Source organism: Salegentibacter mishustinae (assembly GCF_002900095.1).
Classification (GTDB): domain Bacteria; phylum Bacteroidota; class Bacteroidia; order Flavobacteriales; family Flavobacteriaceae; genus Salegentibacter; species Salegentibacter mishustinae.
Genome location: NZ_LLKN01000002.1, coordinates 889,704 through 907,066 on the forward strand (window position 1 = coordinate 889,704; position 17,363 = coordinate 907,066).

Genomic DNA, 17,363 nt, shown 5'->3' on the forward strand with positions numbered 1-17,363 from the left:
TTAATAAAATTGAATGGTTAATATTTATATTTGAATGGTTATTAAAATGAATAGTTTACTCCAAGGCTTAAGACTGCGCCTCTAGTATAAGATCTTACCGTTTGCGTGGCTTCTATACCGGTAGAACTTGGTCTAATATCCTGTACTCTTTCTATTTCAGGATTTAAAAGGTTTTGACCGCGGAACTGGAAATCCCAATGATCGCCTAAACTTTTACTTACAACAAGATCAAGCGTTACAAAACCCTTTTCTACAATTTCGTCGTTGTAAAATACATCACCCTCGTTCTGGGCTTCAGGAGCACCAAGCGCATATATTTTATCTGAAGCGTAATTTCCTACTAAAGAAGCTCTAAATGGATTTTCAGACTCTGTAGAAACATTTATCGAACCGTTAAAGATCCAATCTGAAGCTCCCTGTAAGCCGATCTCACTTTTATTATTATATCTAAAAGTTCTAATAAAGGTTTCCCCATCAAATACATCTTTTAGGTCTTGTTTGTGCCACATTCTTGAAGCGTTAAATGCCACTTCCAGGTCTAAACCTTCTGGAGTTTCATTATCGATTACCTCAAGTCTAGTTTCAAGTTCTAATCCGTAGATATTTGCTTCTTCCCCGGCGTTGAAATAAGAGAAAACACCTGCTGCACCTCTATCCTGAACTTTATTGATTGGATCTTCAATATTTTTATAGAATCCGGTTAGGGAAATTAATTGTCCCGAAGATGGAAATAGTTCATATTTTAAATCGAAATTCAGGTTGTTTGAAGCGTCAAGATCTGGATTACCCCTGGTTACCTGTCCTGTTTGAGAAACATATTCAAAAGGAGCAATTTCTTTAAATTCAGGTAGGGTAATTGTTTTACTAGCCGAGAACCTGATGTTTGAATTCTCGTTTGGAGAGAATTTTACATTTACACTCGGGTAAATATTGTTGTAGGATTGATTGGAAAACTGTGGCAGGTTTGTAGGGTAGTTGTTTACGTCAAAATCTACATTAAGTTCGTCTTCCTGGAAACGTGCTCCAAGGTTAACATTCCAATTATCTTTCCCGTAGTTAAAGTTTACAAAACCACCGTAAGATTGCAATTCTGCATTATAAAAATCGGGTGTAAGCTCGTTAATTTGCAAGTTTCCACTTCTAAAATTCTCTATGGTGAAAACACTGGATAGATTGTCTAAAGAAGTTGGATTATAAGTGTTTGTAGGGCGCTCTATAACTCCAAAGAAACGGGAAACAAAGTCTCTTTGTTTGTTTCGGTAACTTCCACCAAAGTCTACGAAGATGTTCCTGGTGTCGTCTTCATTTTCTTCAGAATTAGCGAAAGTGATCTTGTCTTCAACATAAGCATTGATCTCGTTATCCTCAATTTTTTGAGAAGACTTTCTTTGCTGGTAGCCACCCATTCTTCCTAATTGAATAAAATCTTCGCCATCGTAGTTCACTTCATTTCTTATACGGTTAGGCTCATCGGCATTAACAAGGTTATAACCCAAGCCCCAATTCAATTCATTTTTATCTGATATATTGTGCGTACCGTGTAATTGGTTTATCCATAAACGAGTTTGTTTAATATTCTGGTCACGTACAAATTGGTTAAGGCCTTCGGCAGGTCCTGTTTCTTCAAAAACAACACCTTCACCATTTCTACCGGCTTCATAAACTTCATCGGTAAGTTTATTGATAAAAAGGCTGGTTGCTTTTATTTCGTGATCATCATTAAACTCGTAGAGCACATCTAACATCCCGGTAGTATTATCGGTTTGAGTAAAATTCTCTACATCGGTGAAATAATCGTAGCGGTTATTGTTTCGGTATTCGGTAAATTCACCTTCACGATACTCAAATTTCCTTGATTGTGAAGCTGTTAAAAGTACTTTTAAGTTTTGGCCGAATTTTTTTCCGGCTGTTAAAGCATATCTCCTGTTAATTGGAGCATCTGCAGTTTGTGTATCCCAGCTTTGGTTGTAAAGCGTATATTCAATTGGGGTATTTTGCTGGTGAAAGCCGAAATAGGCATTGTCTTGATTAGGGCTTACTTTAAAGTTTGAAAATTCTCCAACTGCATTGGTATTTACGCCAACTCTAATTCCAAGGTCAAGTTCTTCGCTGCCTACCAATTCTCTGGATTCAATATCGATATTTCCCGAAGCCTGGTCTGCAGAATAGGAAGGTGAATAAGTTTTGCTTATTCCCACACTTTTAATAACCCGTGTAGGGAATAGACCTAAATCTATATTCTTGCGTTCTACATCATCAGATGGAATTGGTAAACCGTTTAGAGTCGAGTATAGGTAACGATCTCCTAACCCTCTCACAAATATATCTCCGGAAGCTTCACTGCTGGTAACTCCCGAAATTTTGGTGGTAGCGGTACCCGCATCAGAAACGCCTATTTTAGCCAGTTCCTGGGCGCCAATACTTTCCTTTATTTGTATCGCACTTTTTTGTTCCAAAAGTAAAGCCACTTCAGAATCCTGTCTTGAAACGGTAGAAATTACAACTTCGTCTAAAGCTGCAGCGCTAGCTCCAAGGCCGGTGTTCACTTCAGTTACTTTTCCCGCAACAACTTCAACATTGGGTATTGTTAAGGTTTCGTAACCTATAAAGCTAAATTCTACAGTATAAGTTCCGGGCTCAACATTTTTTAAGGAATACAGCCCGTCAAAATCTGAAGTAGTTCCTTTGTTTGTTTCCTTAATAATTACATTGGCGAAAGGAAGAGGTTCGCCCTCCACTTCATTGTCAGATAATTTCCCGGCAATTGTTCCGGTAGTCTCGTCCTGGGCTTGTGTTGTTATGCTTAAAATAAGCAGACTTAAGATAAATAAATAATTCTTCATCACTGTGTTTAGTTCTCTGGTGCAAATTAACGGTGGAAGTGTAAAGCCTCTGTTAAGCTGAAATTATGTGTTTATGATTATAATGTTAGCTTAAGGTTACCAAGTATGATGCAATTATAAAAGTTCAAATTAATGGTTACTTTTACCTAATATTTACCAATTCAAGTAAACTAAAATGAAAAAAAAGGACCTTAAAATCTTACTGGTAGACGATGAGCCAGATATCCTGGAAATTGTTGGATATAACCTATCTGCAGAGGGATACCAGGTGATTACTGCAGATAATGGTGCAGATGCTGTAAAACTTGCTAAAAAGAAAAAGCCACAGCTTATTATCCTGGATGTAATGATGCCCGAAATGGATGGGATTGAAGCCTGTGCACAAATTAGAAAGCTGCCGGAATTAGAGGAAACTATTATCGCTTTCCTTACCGCCCGTGGTGAAGATTATTCTCAAATGGCCGGTTTTGATGCGGGTGCAGATGATTATATTACCAAACCTATTAAACCGAAAGTTTTGGTAAGTAAAGTAAAAGCTTTGCTAAGAAGATTTAAAGATGATACGGCAACTTCTAATGTGGTAAAAATTAAAGACCTTATTATTAATCGCGATGAGTATAAGGTGATTAAAAACGGAGAAGAAATAATTTTACCCAGAAAGGAATTTGAATTACTCTCATTACTGGCTTCAAAACCAGGGAAAGTTTTTAAAAGAGAAGATATTCTAGATAACGTTTGGGGCGCCGAGGTTGTAGTGGGTGGCCGTACCATAGATGTACATATTAGAAAACTTCGGGAAAAAATTGGCGACGAATGTTTTAAAACTGTAAAAGGTGTAGGCTACAAGTTTGTTGTTTAATGGCGAAAAAATTTAAACGTTCATATAAGTTTGCAATAAAGACTGCGCTCTATATCACCGTCTTCTTAAGCGTGGTATTGGCCGGTTTTGCTCACTTTACTACCGGGCTTATGCTAAAACCTTTTTTCGCGTTTGTTCTTATTACCTATTTTGTTTCTTTCTTTATTATTCAATACAGGGTAGAGCACTTTATTTACAAGCGAATTAAAAAGATCTACGATAATGTTTCGCTATTAGATTCCACTACCTTAAGTCCCAGCCAGGTTACTACAGATATGGCTACGCTTACCCGTGAAGTTGAAAAATTCACCAAAGATAAAAAGCTGGAGATAGACACGCTTAAAGTTCGTGAAGCCTATAGAAAGGAGTTTATGGGAAATGTTTCGCACGAGCTTAAAACTCCACTTTTTACCGTTCAGGGATATATTCTCACATTGCTCGATGGTGCCATGAAAGACAAAGCGGTGCGAAAAAAGTATTTGCAGCGCGCCAGTAAAGGAGTGGAGCGACTTATATATATAGTGCGAGATCTGGATATGATCACCAAACTGGAAACCGGTGACCTTCATTTGGAAAAGGAGGACTTTAATATTGTGGAGCTAATTCAGAGTTCATTTGATCTTTTAGAAATGAAAGCTTCAAAGAAAAATATCACCCTTACTTTCGATATTGATTATGACGAACCTATTTGGGTGTATGGAGACAGGGATAGAATTCAGCAGGTTTTAACCAATTTGATTGTAAATTCTATTAAATATGGAAAGGAAGACGGAACTACTGAAATCAGCATAGAAAACCTTATAAAAAATAAGGTGATCGTGCGGGTAACCGATAATGGAGAAGGTATAGAAAAAGAAAATCTGCCACGTGTTTTTGAACGTTTTTACCGAGTAGATAAAAGTGGCTCCAGGAAAGAAGGAGGCTCCGGTTTAGGACTTTCTATCGTAAAACATATTATAGAAGCCCACGATGAGAAAATCTACGTGGAAAGTGTTTTTGGAGTGGGTAGCGAATTTTCATTTACCCTTGAAAAGAGTAAAAATGTCCCTGAAACTGACACTGAAATCTAGGCTGCTGAAGCCCGAAAAATCTTTCAGGTCCTCAAGTTTTGAAATGTCAAAATCCTCTTGTTTGCAAAAAGGAGCTATTCCCAGTTTCTTAAAACGTCTGGCTAAATATTCCTGTTCATACTGGCCGGGAGTTGGTATCAGAAAGGCTTTTTTCTCAAGTTTGGCCAAATCCATAATGCTGGAATAACCAGAACGACAAATTATTACCTCGCTACTTAGAATTACTTCTTGCAAGGCTTTAGAGGTTAAGTAATTTTTGATCTTAAGATTTCTGTTTTTAGAAGAAATAGTGTTTTCAGTCATAACTCCTCTTACCAGGATTATTTTTCTATCTGAACTCTGAAAAGAACTGAGCAATTTTTCTTCCAGCATAGTCCGTTGTGGTTCGGGGCCAGATAGAATCGCTGCGTAATCATACTTTTTTTGCTGAGGTATTTTATTAAAGCGGCTAAGTGGCCCAATGTATTTGACGTTTTTAGGTGTATCCTTTAAATGACCCATAACTCCGCTTAGGTTATGGTTTCCGGGCGTGTCGGGAATCCAGCATTCATGGAATTTTGAAATGTAGTTTTGGTGTATTTTGCTGCTTAAATAGGTGGTGTTTCCGCTTAGCACACTTAACTGGTGAGTTATAAAAACAGAGGTGATATTTTCATGCCGGCATCCAAAGCGGTTGTCAGAAATTATTCCGTTAAGATGGTGGGTTGCAACCAGGTCTTTAATTTTCTTTCTTTCCAGCCTTATCGCCTTTAATATGCCCGGAGTTTCAGTAAATAGTTTCCATTTAAAAGAATTTGCAGATTTGCTATAGGAAATATTATAGGAGGGGAGTTCAAAAGCTTTAATTGATGAGAATTCCTTTTTTAGTAATTCCAGGGCAGCACCATCTGAAGCGATAAAAACCTCAAAATTATGCTGCTGTAATTCCTTAATAACAGGTATGCACCTCGTAGCGTGGCCAAGCCCCCAATTTAAAACCGCTACTAAAATTCGTTTCTTATGCATATATCAAATATATTATTAAGGGCCTGTGCGCTATTTTCTTTAGTTTTACCAAAATATTAAATTAAGGCGTGGGAAGTAAGAATAAATTAAGACGATTCAGGGAGAACGAAACATTTGAAAATGTGATACAACCCTCCCGGGAAGAGCTGGAGAAAGATCAATTCAGTTTAAAAGGAAACTGGAATAAAGATTTTTTTAAAAACGATAATCCTATAGTGCTGGAGTTAGGCTGCGGAAAGGGCGAGTATACTATTGGTCTTTCTAAGCAAGATTCAGCAAAGAATTTTATAGGAATAGATATTAAAGGCGCCAGGTTTTGGAGAGGTGCAAAAACGGCTATTGAAGAAGATCTGGAAAACGTAGCTTTTTTAAGAACTCAAATTGAATTAATAGATCGCGTTTTTGCTGAAAATGAAGTAGATGAGATTTGGATCACTTTTCCCGATCCGCAAATTAAATATAAGCGCACCAAGCACCGATTGACCAATGCCGAATTCCTTCAGAAATATAAACATATTTTAAAAGCTGAAGGGCTGGTGAATCTTAAAACCGATAGTGAATTTATGCACGGTTATACACTTGGTCTGCTTCACGGTGAAGGTCATGAGATTTTATATTCGCATCACGATATTTATAAAAATGAATATTCGCCAAAAGCAGTAAGGGAAATTCAAACTTTCTATGAAAAACAGTATCTTGACCAGGGAAAACCTATAACTTATATTCAATTTAGAATAAAATAAGTCCCTTTTGGAGGAAACAAAGCTTTTTCTAATTACCTATTTCGCAGCCTTGCTTGGGGTGGTGCCACCCGGTTTGGTGAATATGACCGTGGCTAAAACCTGCGTTGAAAAAGGGAAGAAAAACGGACTCTACGTTGCCTTGGGAGCTACTATTGTAGTGATTATTCAGGCTACCGTGGCTGTTTTGCTGGCTAAATATATATTCAGAAATGAATTTGTTCAGAATATTTTATTGCGTGCCGGGCTGGTAATATTTATTCTCCTGGCTGTTTACTTTTTTATTCAGGCAAAAAAACGCGGCGGAATAGAGCATAAATCCCGCAAAGCAAATTCCAACAGTATTTTTAAAGGAATGCTTGTGGCGGCGTTAAATATTTTTCCCGTTCCTTATTTTGTAGCTATTGCGGGAGCCCTGAATATCGGTGTAGGTGCCTCTTACGATTGGTCCCGAATAATAGCATTTATTTTAGCAGCATTTATAGGTAGTTTTACTACATTATATGTTTACGTACTGTCCTTTATTAGAATTGAAAAACAAGCCGAAGCATTTTCTAAATATTCCAACTACTTTATGACGGCCCTTATGCTTATTCTGGTAATTGTAACCCTTTTAAGAATTTATTACTCCTAGGTTTGGAAGAAAAGAACTTTTTTGAAAGGGTTTATGAAGTAGTGAGACAAATTCCAAAGGGAAAAGTAACTTCCTATGGTGCAATTGCAAAAAGCATAGGAGCAGCAAAAAGCGCCAGAATGGTTGGTTATGCAATGAATTCGGCTAAAGAACTGGATGATGTTCCGGCGCACCGCGTGGTAAATAGAAACGGACTCCTTACCGGGAAAAGTCATTTTGGAGATCACAGCGCTATGGAGCAAATGTTAGCTGCTGAAGGCATTAAAGTAGAAGACAATAAAATTCAGGATTTTGAAAAACATTTTTGGGATCCGGTGAAAGAACTGAAATAAAATTTTAGGTGTAAATTACTCCATAACTTGGCTTTATTCTTCTATAAATCAATTATGGGTAAATACTTCGTTTTCTTAGCTTTTACACTTATATTTGCGTTTAGAATGAATCTATATAAGCTGCCTGGTTTTTTGCGAAAAACCTCGTTAATGCAGCTAAAAATATCCTGATATTCTCAGGAATATAAAATGTTTTAAATGAAGTTAGACAGGAAAGAAATATTAAAATCGCTGGAAACTATTTCTGTAGCCGGAGAAGGCAAAAATATGGTAGAAAGCGGTGCTATTCAAAACGTGATGACCTTTGGTGATGAGGTAGTTGTAGACCTTGTTTTACAAAATCCTGCTTTGCATATAAAAAAACGTGCGGAAGTGGATGTTATGAAAGCTATTCACGAACACGTAAATCAAAAGGCCAAGGTTAAAGTTAATATTAAAGTAGAATCGGCAGATAAGAAGCCGGAAATTAAAGGAAAATCTATTCCTGGAATTTCTAATATTATCGCCGTTGCTTCTGGAAAAGGAGGCGTGGGTAAATCTACAGTAACTGCTAACCTAGCGGTAACTTTATCTAAAATGGGCTTTAAAGTCGGGATTTTAGATGCCGATATTTATGGACCTTCTATCCCAATGATGTTTGATGTTGAGACCGAAAAACCACTCTCGGTAACTGTAGATGGAAAGTCTAAAATGAAACCTATTGAAAACTACGGAGTAAAAGTACTTTCAATTGGTTTTTTCACCAAGCCTAATCAGGCTGTGGTTTGGCGTGGGCCAATGGCCGCTAAGGCGTTAAACCAAATGATTTTTGATGCTGCCTGGGGCGAGTTAGATTTTCTTTTAATAGATCTTCCGCCTGGAACAGGAGACATCCATTTATCTATAATGCAATCGCTTCCTATTACCGGTTCGGTTGTAGTTAGTACGCCGCAAAATGTTGCTCTGGCCGATGCTAAAAAGGGAGTGGCAATGTTCCGCCAGGAAAGTATAAACGTGCCTGTTTTAGGGATAGTTGAGAATATGGCATATTTTACTCCAGAAGAACTTCCTGAGAATAAATATTATATCTTCGGAAAACAAGGAGCTAAAAATCTTGCTGAAGATATAGATACTCCATTCCTGGGAGAAATTCCATTAGTGCAAAGTTTAAGGGAATCTGGAGATATAGGTCGCCCTGCAGCTTTGCAAACGGCAACACCCTTAGAAACAGCTTTTGAGGATATTACCCGTAATATGGTTCAGGAAACAGTAAATAGAAACAAAAGTCTGCCTCCAACTGAAGCGATAAAGATCACTACAATGGCCGGATGCAGTGCAGTTAAAAAGAAATAAATGACGAGCGAAGAAGTAAAATTAAATGTAGAAAAAGCCCTTGATGAAATTCGTCCTTTTCTGGAAAGTGACGGGGGTAATATTTCTTTGATCTCTATAGAGAACGATCGGCTGGTTAAAGTTCGTCTGGAAGGCGCCTGTGTAGATTGCACAGTAAATCAAATGACGCTTAAATCTGGAGTAGAAATGACGATTAAAAAATATGTACCTCAAATAGAAAGCGTGGTAAATATTCAAAAGTAAGCAACGAGCTTACCTCAAAATTTGCAAATAGCATGATTAAAACCGATATACTTATAATTGGCGCAGGGCCAACAGGCCTTTTTGCGGTTTTTGAAGCCGGATTATTAAAATTAAAATGCCATTTAATAGATGCGCTTCCACAACCGGGAGGGCAGTGTTCAGAGATCTATCCTAAAAAACCAATTTACGATATCCCCGGGTTTCCCGAGGTTTTGGCTGGAGATCTTGTAACCAATTTAATGGAGCAAATAAAGCCTTTTGAGCCTGGATTTACGCTTGGCGAAAGAGCGCAAACCATAGACAAACAAGAGGATGGTAGTTTTATTGTAACCACCAATAAGGGAACAAAACATCACGCACCGGTGGTAGTGATTGCCGGTGGTCTTGGAAGTTTTGAACCCAGAAAACCCCCTATTGCAAACATTGCACAGTTTGAAGATAAAGGTGTAGCTTATATTATTCGGGAGCCGGAGGTTTACCGCGATAAAAAAGTAGTAATTGCGGGTGGAGGTGATTCAGCATTAGACTGGGCAATTTATCTGGCCGATATTGCTAAAGAAGTTTCCCTGATTCACCGAAGAAAAGATTTCCGTGGTGCTTTAGATTCCGTAGAAAAGGTAGAAGAACTTTCAAAAATTGGAAAGATCAACCTCATTACCGATGCTGAGGTAACCGATCTTCAGGGAGAGAATGAGCTGGAAAATGTAGTGATTACTCACAAAGCTTCGGCTTCAGAAAAAGAAATAAAGGAAACCGATTATTTTATTCCTTTATTCGGACTTTCGCCTAAATTAGGACCTATCGCAGATTGGGGTCTGGAAATAGAGAAAAACGCTATTAAGGTTGATAATGCTTACGATTATCAAACTAATATTCCGGGGGTTTACGCCATTGGTGATGTAAACACCTACCCGGGAAAATTAAAGTTGATTCTTTGCGGTTTTCACGAAGCGGCCATTATGTGCCAAAGTGCTTACCAGCGTATTTTCCCAGATAAGAAATATGTGATGAAGTACACTACCGTTAGTGGAGTGAGCGGATTTGACGGTAGCAAAAAGGAAGCTAAGAAAGAAGTAGTAAAAAGTATAAATTAAAACAGAAAAATTCAGTTGTAGTGTCGTTAACCTGAACTTGTTTCAGGCTCTAAGAGCTTAGATTCTGAATCAAGTTCAGAATGACGTACCATCTTGAATATTCTTTTATTAGGAGATATGTCTGATATTAAAATTACAATTATAGACCGGGAAGGGGAAGCCCACGTGGTAGATGCCCCAACAGATATGAATATGAATCTTATGGAAGTTGTTCGTTCTTTTGAACTTGCTCCTGAAGGTACTGTCGGTATTTGTGGCGGGATGGCGATGTGTGCATCGTGCCAATGCTATATTCTTAATTTTGAGCATATGTTGCCCGAGCAAAGTATTGAGGAGGAAGATATGCTGGATCAGGCCTTTTTTGTACAGGATAATAGCCGTCTAAGCTGCCAAATTCCAATTACTGAAGAATTAGATGGTTTGGAAGTAAAGCTTGCGCCTGAAGCTCCTTAAACCTATTTTTATTCGTCGAACTGAACTGGTTTAAGCTTCTAATATTGAGCTTAACTTAGGGATCACTGATAGTGTAATATAAAAACCTCACACATTTTATGATCTGTGAGGTTTATTTTTTTTAAGTCGTTTGTAAGTTTTTAGATTCTATATTTTCTGAAATCTCTTCTTCAATACCTTCCCATAGTTTCAAACGGGCATCAAGCGCTTCTTCTGCGGTACGTTTTACTTCTTCCCATTTCTTCTCATCATTCCCACAGAGTTCTTCTACCATTCTAAAGGCCATTGGTCCGTGCTCATCGCCATCCAGTTCTATGTGGCGATCAAAATAATATTTAAATAAACTAAGATCTTCTTTTGGGAAATTCTGCTGCACATTTTCTATAATAGAAGTGAACATCCCAGGAATAAGTCCTTCGCGCCCAAAAGTAAATGCTGAAGCAATTTTATGAGGTTTTTCTTCTGAAATTACTTCAAAGGTATTTTTTAGAAATACTTTAATATTTAGCGGAAGTTTGGTAGCTGCAATAAGTAAAAAGATATCGGTGCCGTGATGAACCTGGAGTAAAAAGTCTTTAATCCTCCCGGTATCGGCGCCACTTTTTTCCATTGCACCCAGATACATTTCAAAATGGCTTTGATGATCACCGAAGTAATTCACATCGGTTTCTTCAGCAAGTACTATTTCATTGATTAAATAACGAGTTTCAGGATTGCCTACAGGCACCCAGGGATTGGTAGTTTTGGTAAGTTTCTCCTGTAAGGCAGTAAGCAAAGACATAAAATCCCACACAGCAAAAACGTGATGCTCCATAAAGATTTGTAGATGCTTTGGAGTCTTTATTTTTTGATATAAAGAATGCTCTAAAAGTTCGTTTATTTTAGGCTGTAGTGCCTTATTTACCTCATTTATTCTATTTTTCTCTCCCATTTTGCAAAAATAAGATTCTCTTTAGGATTTATAAAATTTAAACATTCATTTAAAACTGAATTAACGCTCAATTTCAGCTTTTTAAAGTATATTCAAAATATGGCGAAACAGTTTTTAAATTCATATAATGTCATTGTTTTTTATTCAAATAAATCAAAAGATTATTTGCAAATAGACGGGGTTGTGGCTAAAAATCCCAAGCCGCTTAAAAAAGAATGCTGCGAAAAATATAAAAAGGGCAAACGCTGTAAACGCTGCCCTTGTTTTGATCTGCTTTAAAAACATAATTTTTGTTAAAAAATGTTAATAAATGTTTATTTTAGCTGACAATCAAAAATCATCAGTCAAATGAAACGTTTATCTATTGCCTTAGTTTTAGCCTGTTTTAGCCTATTCAGCTGTTCAACAGAAGAAGAACCAGAAGTGAATCCAGCACCATCTGAACCTGCTCTTTTAACAGGTGTTTTTTTAGATTCTCCTGTGGAGGGTTTAATTTATAAAACAAATACCCAGGAAGGCATAACCAATTCCGCTGGAGAGTTTCAGTTTGAAGAAGGTGAGACAGTCAGTTTTTTTGTAGGGTCAGTCAAAATTGGAGAAGCTAAAGGTGAAAATACAATTACGCCCATTGATATAGCTGTTACTCCAAACGCTAATATTAACTCTTCTGAAGTGAAAAATATTGCTGCTTTCTTACAGACTTTTGATGCCGACAAAGAACCTGAAAATGGTATTCAAATTTCAGATGAAGCGGTAGAAGCTATGTCGCTAACTGAAATTGATTTTAGAAATCCTATTATCCAATTATTGGGTGAATTAGTGATGGAAATTAATATGAATACTCTAGCAGATCTGGAAGTTGTTTTTCCTGAAGAAGCTACGAACCATCTTGCTCAAAGTCTCGAATTAGATTACGAAATGTCGGGATTAGAAGGGGGTGCTTTCTTTCATATTGTAGAATCATGGGAAACCAGAACCCGGAATGTGCATTGGATTCATGAATTTGATTCCGAAGGGAAAATTTCAAAGTCTAAGGCGTTTGAGAAATATCCCTGGAGGCCACTCCTTTCTTATAGTTATAGTGATTACAATACTAACGGATTTCCAGAATTTTTTACCGGAGACCATCTCCGTGCAGATGGTTCCAGCGGATTTACCTTGAATTATTATTTTTCCTATGAAGAAAATTCTAAAATCGAGTCTTTTTCATATAGTCCTTCGTCGATGAGTGATTCAGATCTATATGTTTGGAAAATAGATGCAATTGATGAAGAAAGAAGAGTAACCGAGGTCTCGATTTTTGAGCAGGGTACTTCTACTGGAAGCACTCTTTATGAGTTTGATGATCTTAATAATTCTAATAAGATTCTCATATATGTTAATGGGACGAGTGAACCAAAAACGATAGAAGAACTTGTTTTTACCGAATTCGGCTCTTTAGCAATCAAGAAAATGTATGATGGGAGCAGGCTAACTCAATTAACGAATAGACATTATCGGGAAGATTATACTCCCGAGAAAGAAGTAAGAATAGATTACAGAGATTCATTGCCAGATCTCAAGACAATTGAATTTAAAGATGAAAACGGGCAGATTAATAGAATAGAAAAATATACGGCTGACGTTTTGTTTGAGCTTTTTGAAAGGTTAGAAGACGGTTCTTCTACAAATACAGTTTACAATATAGAAGACGGATCTTACTATATTGAATACAGAGATACTAATAATCAAAAGTATAAGACAGAATATTATGATGCTGATGGGAACCTCCTTTCCACTGAATAATAAAAGAATTTATAAAAAGGCCCGGTTATTAAATATCCCGGGCCTTTTTACTTTTATTGAAAAGCGGGAATCCCTGTAATATCCATTCCAGTTATTAGTAAATGTATATCGTGCGTACCTTCGTAAGTGATTACACTTTCCAGGTTCATCATATGGCGCATAATGCTGTATTCGCCGGTAATCCCCATACCGCCTAGAATTTGTCTTGCTTCCCGGGCTATTTTTATCGCCATTTCTACATTATTTCTTTTGGCCATAGATATTTGAGCCGAAGTCGCCTTTCCCTCATTTCTAAGAACACCCAATCTCCAGGCCATAAGCTGAGCCTTGGTGATCTCGGTGATCATTTCTGCTAATTTTTTCTGCTGAAGTTGTGTCCCGGCAATTGGTTTGTCAAATTGCACGCGCTCTTTTGCATAACGCAAAGCGGTGTCATAGCAATCCATTGCAGCGCCAATAGCTCCCCATGCAATTCCGTAGCGGGCAGAATCAAGACAACCTAATGGAGCACCAAGTCCGCTTTTATTCGGCATTAGATTTTCCTTTGGCACTTTTACATTATCAAAAATAAGTTCTCCGGTTGCGCTAGCGCGAAGTGACCATTTATTATGAGTTTCAGGAGTAGAAAAGCCTTCAATTCCTCTTTCTACGATAAGACCATGAATACGTCCGTTTTCATCTTTCGCCCATACCACTGCAATATCTGCAAAAGGTGCATTAGAGATCCACATTTTAGCCCCATTTAATAAATAATGATCGCCTTTATCTTTAAAATTAGTGGTCATCCCGCCTGGATTAGAACCGTGATCTGGCTCGGTAAGCCCAAAACAGCCCATAAATTCTCCCGATGCTAATTTTGGTAAGTATTTTTTGCGTTGTTCTTCTGTACCGTATTTAAAAATAGGATACATTACCAGTGAGCTTTGAACAGATGCGGTAGAGCGAACCCCACTGTCACCACGTTCAATTTCCTGCATGATAAGTCCGTATGAGATTTGATCCAGGCCAGCACCGCCATATTCTTCCGGGATATAAGGACCAAAAGCTCCAATTTCGGCTAAACCGCTAATTATAGATTTAGGGAATTCTGCTTTTTGAGCAGCATCTTCAATTATTGGAGAAACTTCGCGTTTCACCCATTCTCTGGCGGCATCGCGAACTATCTTATGTTCATCGGTAAGCAGCTCATCGATATTATAATAATCTGGAGCCTGGAAGTTATCTGTTCTCATCTGTGTGGTGTTTTACACAAATGTAACTAAGCTTTTTAAAGCAAACAATTTTAAGATTATAATTTAAGATAGAAGTCTTTTACAAGCTTTTTATAAGCATCTGTATAATTATGTCGTGAAATTTCAATGATAAGTTCATTTTCTTCAGCCTGCTCCTTTTTAAAATTAAAGCTTAGCAAACTTCTCTTTATTTCTGATTTTTCATTGCCGCGAACCCGGATAATTTTCTTTGGAAAAAGCCCAAATACACGGGCGAGGCTTATAAAATTACTTTCTTCCTTATGCGGAATAATCGCATTGAATTCCCCATTTGGATGAAGTAGTTTTGAAACACCTTCAAGTAATTCTGAAAAAGGCAGAGCTTCAGCAAAACGGGCTTTATTTCTACTAGCGCTTTCTGAAGTATAATCTTCAGCATAAAATGGCGGATTTGAGATAATTAGCTCGTACTTGTCTTCATCCTGCATTTCTTCTACAAATTCATCAAAAGCGGCATGATAGCAAAATAGCCTGTCGCCCCAGGGGCTTTGTTCAAAATTATCTACAGCTTGTTCGTAAGCATCTTCATCAATTTCTAAAGCATCAATAAGAAGGGCAGGGGAGCGTTGTGCTAGCATTAACGCAATTAGGCCTGTTCCTGTTCCAATATCAAGTATACTGTCTGGTTTCTGCTCCAGGGAAGCCCAGGCGCCTAGTAAAACACCGTCGGTGCCAATTTTCATGGCGCAGCGATCTTGTTCTATCTTAAATTCTTTAAACTGAAATGCTTTTTCTGACATTTGATAAAATTAAAAAAACCGCTCCAGATAAGTGAAGCGGTTTTAGATTTATTAGGATTTCCGCCTGCGCGGAAATGACAAATTTTAATTACTCTCCTAAAGCAACTCTTTCGAAACCTACAACAGTAAGATCTGAATCTACAGATTTTACGTAGTCTGCAACGCTTTGCTTACCGTCTTTGATAAACGCCTGGTTAACTAAAGTGTTGTCTTTAAAGTAACGCTGAATTTTTCCTTTTGCTATTTTGTCTAGCATTTCTTCAGGTTTACCTTCCTGACGAAGTGTATCTTTAGCAATCTCTACTTCTTTATCTATGGTTTCCTGGTCTACACCTTCTTCGTTAAGTGCGATAGGGTTCATAGCGGCAGCTTGCATAGAAACGTTTTTTGCAGCTTCATCTGCACCTTCAACATTTTTAGAAAGACCGGTGATTACAGCAATTTTGTTTCCTGCGTGAATATAAGAACCTACAAACGGAGCTTCTAAAGTTTTAAAAGCACCAATTTCTATTTTCTCACCGATTACACCAGTTTGCTCAGTTAATTTATCTTCAACTGAAATGCCATTGTAATCTGCTTTAAGCAATTCTTCTTTTGAAGAAACAGTAAGTGCGATATCTGCGAAATTGTTTGCCATTTTTACGAAATCATCGTTTTTAGCAACAAAGTCGGTTTCACAGTTAAGAGAGATGATAATACCTTTGGTGTTATCGTCGTTTACCTTAGCAATTGCAGCACCTTCGGCTGAATCTCTATCGGCTCTCTTAGCAGCAACTTTCTGACCTTTTTTACGAAGTACTTCAATAGCCTTGTCAAAATCACCATCTGCCTCTACAAGTGCCTTTTTACAATCCATCATACCGGCACCGGTAGCTTTTCTTAATTTGTTTACTTCTGCGGCGGTTATCTTAGCCATAGTATTGTTTTTTATTTAAAAAAGTCGCTTAGAGACCAACTGTTAGGAAAGAAACTAAACGACTTTTTGAATGTTATAAAATGTTATTTTATTCTTCTTCGTTAGATGAAGCTTTGTCTAAAGTTTCTTTCTTAGACTCAAGTTTTACATCTTTCTTAGCTTCTTTCATTGCCTTTTTGTCTTCGGCATCTTTAGAAGGAGCTTCAGCCTCTGGTTGCTTTACAGCAGCCTTTGGTGCTTTTGGCTCTTTTTCTTCTTTGTCAGCTTTCTCTTTTTTAGATTCTTTAGAAGCTTTTCTTTCAGAAAGGCCGTCTACAATAGAATCTGCAACATAAGAAACCACTTTGTTGATAGACTTTGAAGCATCGTCATTAGATGGAATTACGTACTCAACCTCACGAGGATCTGAGTTTGTATCTACCATAGCGAAAATTGGAATGTTTAATTTTTGAGCTTCTTTAATAGCAATGTGTTCACGAGTAATATCAACAACAAAAAGCGCTCCTGGAAGTCTGCTCATATCAGAAATAGAACCAAGGTTCTTTTCTAATTTAGCTCTTAAACGATCTACCTGAAGACGTTCTTTTTTAGAAAGTGTATTAAAAGTACCATCTTTCTTCATTCTATCAATAGAGGCCATTTTCTTAACAGCTCTACGAATAGTTACAAAGTTGGTAAGCATACCACCGGGCCAACGCTCGGTAATGTATGGCATATTTGCTTTTTCAGCTTGTTCGGCTACTATTTCTTTAGCTTGTTTCTTGGTAGCTACGAAAAGTATTTTTCTTCCGCTGGCTGCAATTTTTGCAAGGGCATCACCTGCCTCCTGCATTTTAGCAGCACTCTTATATAAGTTGATGATGTGAATCCCATTACGCTCCATATAGATGTATGGGGCCATATTTGGGTTCCATCTTCTTGTAAGATGTCCAAAATGTACACCTGCATCAAGTAATTCTTTTACTTCTACTTTGTTTGCCATTTTTGTAATAGTTTACGTTCTGTTGAAGATAGCAACAAGTAAGTGGCTGTTTTAAAAACACGGCCTTACCTGTTTAGATGCTAAACTAACTTCCGCTGGCAGCGGAATAACAACAAAAATCTTTTTAATATTA

Annotated in this window: 17 protein-coding genes; 10 read left to right on the forward strand and 7 right to left on the reverse strand. The window is 37.5% G+C overall.

Annotation, left to right across the window (positions count from 1 at the left end):
- Positions 1 to 41 precede the first annotated feature (41 nt).
- Positions 42 to 2,843 carry a TonB-dependent receptor gene (locus APB85_RS06900; RefSeq protein ID WP_063870598.1) on the reverse strand — a complete coding sequence of 934 codons (2,802 nt, stop codon included), beginning with the start codon at positions 2,841 to 2,843 and terminating at the stop codon, positions 42 to 44.
- A gap of 175 nt (positions 2,844 to 3,018) precedes the next feature.
- On the opposite strand from APB85_RS06900, the gene APB85_RS06905 reads away from it, so the two are divergent.
- The gene (locus APB85_RS06905) at positions 3,019 to 3,702 is read left to right on the forward strand and encodes a response regulator transcription factor (protein ID WP_057482598.1); all 684 of its coding nucleotides are present in this window, start codon (positions 3,019 to 3,021) and stop codon (positions 3,700 to 3,702) included.
- Positions 3,703 to 3,812: 110 nt separating this feature from the next.
- Positions 3,813 to 4,772 carry a sensor histidine kinase gene (locus tag APB85_RS06910; RefSeq protein ID WP_373295151.1) on the forward strand — a complete coding sequence of 320 codons (960 nt, stop codon included), beginning with the start codon at positions 3,813 to 3,815 and terminating at the stop codon, positions 4,770 to 4,772.
- Here APB85_RS06910 and APB85_RS06915 read toward each other — a convergent pair.
- The gene (locus tag APB85_RS06915) at positions 4,719 to 5,777 is read right to left on the reverse strand and encodes a glycosyltransferase (protein WP_057482600.1); all 1,059 of its coding nucleotides are present in this window, start codon (positions 5,775 to 5,777) and stop codon (positions 4,719 to 4,721) included. The genes APB85_RS06910 and APB85_RS06915 overlap by 54 nt on opposite strands.
- Positions 5,778 to 5,845: 68 nt before the next feature.
- On the opposite strand from APB85_RS06915, the gene trmB reads away from it, so the two are divergent.
- The 7 genes from trmB (at position 5,846) to APB85_RS06950 (ending at position 10,605) form a co-directional block, all read left to right on the forward strand.
- Positions 5,846 to 6,520, forward strand: a complete 675-nt coding sequence (trmB, locus tag APB85_RS06920) for a tRNA (guanosine(46)-N7)-methyltransferase TrmB (RefSeq protein WP_057482601.1) — start codon at positions 5,846 to 5,848, stop codon at positions 6,518 to 6,520.
- A 7-nt stretch (positions 6,521 to 6,527) separates the two neighbouring features.
- Positions 6,528 to 7,151, forward strand: coding sequence for a LysE family translocator (locus APB85_RS06925; protein ID WP_057482602.1), 624 nt, complete (start codon positions 6,528 to 6,530; stop codon positions 7,149 to 7,151).
- Positions 7,152 to 7,153: 2 nt separating this feature from the next.
- Positions 7,154 to 7,483, forward strand: coding sequence for an MGMT family protein (locus APB85_RS06930; protein WP_057482603.1), 330 nt, complete (start codon positions 7,154 to 7,156; stop codon positions 7,481 to 7,483).
- Between the two features lie 198 nt (positions 7,484 to 7,681).
- Positions 7,682 to 8,815 carry an Mrp/NBP35 family ATP-binding protein gene (locus tag APB85_RS06935; protein WP_057482604.1) on the forward strand — a complete coding sequence of 378 codons (1,134 nt, stop codon included), beginning with the start codon at positions 7,682 to 7,684 and terminating at the stop codon, positions 8,813 to 8,815.
- Positions 8,816 to 9,058, forward strand: coding sequence for a NifU family protein (locus APB85_RS06940; protein ID WP_057482605.1), 243 nt, complete (start codon positions 8,816 to 8,818; stop codon positions 9,056 to 9,058).
- A gap of 32 nt (positions 9,059 to 9,090) precedes the next feature.
- Entirely contained in the window at positions 9,091 to 10,152 is a 1,062-nt protein-coding gene (locus APB85_RS06945; RefSeq protein WP_057482606.1) for an NAD(P)/FAD-dependent oxidoreductase, read from the forward strand.
- Positions 10,153 to 10,269: 117 nt separating this feature from the next.
- A complete protein-coding gene (locus tag APB85_RS06950; protein WP_057482607.1) occupies positions 10,270 to 10,605 on the forward strand; it encodes a 2Fe-2S iron-sulfur cluster-binding protein in 336 nt (111 codons plus the stop codon).
- Positions 10,606 to 10,726: 121 nt separating this feature from the next.
- Here the strand turns inward: APB85_RS06950 and APB85_RS06955 are convergent, their stop codons facing one another.
- Positions 10,727 to 11,536 carry a DUF3050 domain-containing protein gene (locus tag APB85_RS06955; protein WP_057482608.1) on the reverse strand — a complete coding sequence of 270 codons (810 nt, stop codon included), beginning with the start codon at positions 11,534 to 11,536 and terminating at the stop codon, positions 10,727 to 10,729.
- A gap of 348 nt (positions 11,537 to 11,884) precedes the next feature.
- On the opposite strand from APB85_RS06955, the gene APB85_RS06965 reads away from it, so the two are divergent.
- On the forward strand, positions 11,885 to 13,321 hold the full coding sequence (locus tag APB85_RS06965) for a hypothetical protein (RefSeq protein WP_057482609.1): 1,437 nt from the start codon (positions 11,885 to 11,887) through the stop codon (positions 13,319 to 13,321).
- Positions 13,322 to 13,374: 53 nt separating this feature from the next.
- On the opposite strand, the gene APB85_RS06970 is transcribed toward APB85_RS06965, so the two are convergent.
- From APB85_RS06970 to rpsB, 4 genes are all read right to left on the reverse strand, one after another.
- Positions 13,375 to 14,553, reverse strand: coding sequence for an acyl-CoA dehydrogenase family protein (locus APB85_RS06970; RefSeq protein WP_057482610.1), 1,179 nt, complete (start codon positions 14,551 to 14,553; stop codon positions 13,375 to 13,377).
- Positions 14,554 to 14,609: 56 nt separating this feature from the next.
- Positions 14,610 to 15,332: a tRNA1(Val) (adenine(37)-N6)-methyltransferase gene (locus APB85_RS06975; RefSeq protein ID WP_057482611.1), complete on the reverse strand. Its 723-nt coding sequence runs from the start codon at positions 15,330 to 15,332 to the stop codon at positions 14,610 to 14,612.
- 88 nt (positions 15,333 to 15,420) lie between these two features.
- Positions 15,421 to 16,248, reverse strand: a complete 828-nt coding sequence (tsf, locus tag APB85_RS06980) for a translation elongation factor Ts (RefSeq protein WP_057482612.1) — start codon at positions 16,246 to 16,248, stop codon at positions 15,421 to 15,423.
- Positions 16,249 to 16,336: 88 nt separating this feature from the next.
- On the reverse strand, positions 16,337 to 17,230 hold the full coding sequence (gene rpsB, locus APB85_RS06985) for a 30S ribosomal protein S2 (RefSeq protein ID WP_057482613.1): 894 nt from the start codon (positions 17,228 to 17,230) through the stop codon (positions 16,337 to 16,339).
- Positions 17,231 to 17,363 lie beyond the last annotated feature (133 nt).

Excerpts from the sequence above, each read along its gene's own strand:
- APB85_RS06900 (WP_063870598.1), bottom strand. The coding sequence starts at position 2,843 with ATGAAGAATTATTTATTTATCTTAAGTCTGCTTATTTTAAGCATAACA.
- APB85_RS06905 (WP_057482598.1), top strand. The coding sequence starts at position 3,019 with ATGAAAAAAAAGGACCTTAAAATCTTACTGGTAGACGATGAGCCAGAT.
- APB85_RS06910 (WP_373295151.1), top strand. The coding sequence starts at position 3,813 with ATGCTAAAACCTTTTTTCGCGTTTGTTCTTATTACCTATTTTGTTTCT.
- APB85_RS06915 (WP_057482600.1), bottom strand. The coding sequence starts at position 5,777 with ATGCATAAGAAACGAATTTTAGTAGCGGTTTTAAATTGGGGGCTTGGC.
- APB85_RS06935 (WP_057482604.1), top strand. The coding sequence starts at position 7,682 with ATGAAGTTAGACAGGAAAGAAATATTAAAATCGCTGGAAACTATTTCT.
- APB85_RS06940 (WP_057482605.1), top strand. The coding sequence starts at position 8,816 with ATGACGAGCGAAGAAGTAAAATTAAATGTAGAAAAAGCCCTTGATGAA.
- APB85_RS06945 (WP_057482606.1), top strand. The coding sequence starts at position 9,091 with ATGATTAAAACCGATATACTTATAATTGGCGCAGGGCCAACAGGCCTT.
- APB85_RS06950 (WP_057482607.1), top strand. The coding sequence starts at position 10,270 with ATGTCTGATATTAAAATTACAATTATAGACCGGGAAGGGGAAGCCCAC.
- APB85_RS06955 (WP_057482608.1), bottom strand. The coding sequence starts at position 11,536 with ATGGGAGAGAAAAATAGAATAAATGAGGTAAATAAGGCACTACAGCCT.
- APB85_RS06965 (WP_057482609.1), top strand. The coding sequence starts at position 11,885 with ATGAAACGTTTATCTATTGCCTTAGTTTTAGCCTGTTTTAGCCTATTC.
- APB85_RS06970 (WP_057482610.1), bottom strand. The coding sequence starts at position 14,553 with ATGAGAACAGATAACTTCCAGGCTCCAGATTATTATAATATCGATGAG.
- APB85_RS06975 (WP_057482611.1), bottom strand. The coding sequence starts at position 15,332 with ATGTCAGAAAAAGCATTTCAGTTTAAAGAATTTAAGATAGAACAAGAT.
- tsf (WP_057482612.1), bottom strand. The coding sequence starts at position 16,248 with ATGGCTAAGATAACCGCCGCAGAAGTAAACAAATTAAGAAAAGCTACC.
- rpsB (WP_057482613.1), bottom strand. The coding sequence starts at position 17,230 with ATGGCAAACAAAGTAGAAGTAAAAGAATTACTTGATGCAGGTGTACAT.